1 protein-coding gene is annotated in these 1,452 nt (G+C 60.9%); it reads left to right on the forward strand.

All coding sequences use genetic code 11. The features are described from left to right. Positions 1-1,352, forward strand: a 1,352-nt coding sequence (locus ACXJ7R_RS32500; RefSeq protein ID WP_457155375.1) for a tetratricopeptide repeat protein, incomplete at its 5' end; no start/stop codon positions are given. Positions 1,353-1,452 lie beyond the last annotated feature (100 nt).

Genomic DNA, 1,452 nt, shown 5'->3' on the forward strand with positions numbered 1-1,452 from the left:
CTGAGGAGAGCGGTCACCTTGGTCGCGTGCAATCTCGTCCCCGGATTGTCGCGACCAGATCAGATCAACGTCGAATGATGAGGCGAAAAGCCATCGTCGCCCTGAGAAGGACGGGCCTCGCTGGAGTTGCCTTGTCCTGCGTGGCGCTGTTTTTTGGCTACAATCTGCTCAGTGGTCTGAACACCATGACCATTTCGGAAAGGCCGTCGGTCGCCGTCGATCTGCAATTGGACGGTGTCAACGATCACGAAGCAATCGCCCTGCGTGACTTGCTGATGAGCGCGCTTTCAGACTTCAGTACGCTAAGGCTTTCAGCGCCCGACGCCTACACGTCAAGTACCGCCGAAGGCACCCCCGCTGCCTTGCCTCTTAGCCGTTATCGACTGATCCTGAAGTACAGTTCGGATTCGGTCCAGAAGTCGGTCTGGTGGCAGGTCGTCGACCAGCAGACAGGGGAAGCGATTCAATCCGAGAAAGAGCGCGTTCACGTCGATACCGCCTCGTCGGCCGACCCGGCCGAATTGCTGGTTTCCCGGCTGGCTGCACGCATCGCCTCGTTGGATGGCGCGATCAACACCGTCGAGGCTAACCGGGACCTGGAACATCCTACGCTGGGCAATGGTTGCGTTCTGCGGGCCAACCGCGCGTTGGGGATGCAGACGCCGCAAGTCTTGGAGCAAGCGAGGCAATGCCTCGAGCGGACGTTGCGGCAGCGCCCGTACGATGCCGATGCGCATGCGATGCTGGTCCCGATACTCCTGTCGATCGATCAGCCAGATGCGTCGACCGACCTGACTGCGGCCGCTCACGAACATGCCGATAGTGCAGTAGCGCTGGCCCCGGAATCCTCCCGCAGCTTCACCGCCAAGATGATGGCGGAGTTTCGGGCAGGCCACGTCGAAGCAGCGGTGTCCGCGGGGCGCAGGGCAATTACGCTCAACCCTTACAACACCAAGGTAGCAGCTACATTCGCCCGGATTCTCTACGCCACCGGCGAGCGAGACGAGGGGATAAGGCTTGCAAACGAGGCCCTGAAGGTCGACGGGTTGCCGCTACCGGACGCTGAGTGGACGCTGGCGTTCGACGCCTATCGCCAGGGACAACTGGGTGACGTGTTGCTCCGCCTGAAGCGCGAGGCCAACGGATGCTATCTCACCGACCTGTTGTTGACGGCAACGTTGGGACGCTTGGGGCGAGAGGGAGATGCATCCGCAATCATCTCCGACATACGCAGAGAGCGCCCCGATTTCGAGCAGAATTTCCATTCCGATATGTCTCGCCGTCACCTTGATCCGCAGTTGACCACGGAGCTTGCACAAGGCCTCCAACTCGCCGGCCTTCGCCTCCAGTAGGGCTTATGGCCGTCTAAAGCGCGCTGCGTTGAAACGGATTCCGGCGACGCGCCTTGCATGTCGTTGCCCCAAACCGGGCCGCTTTTGGGCGACATGCATT

The organism is Mesorhizobium sp. P5_C1, assembly GCF_054049815.1.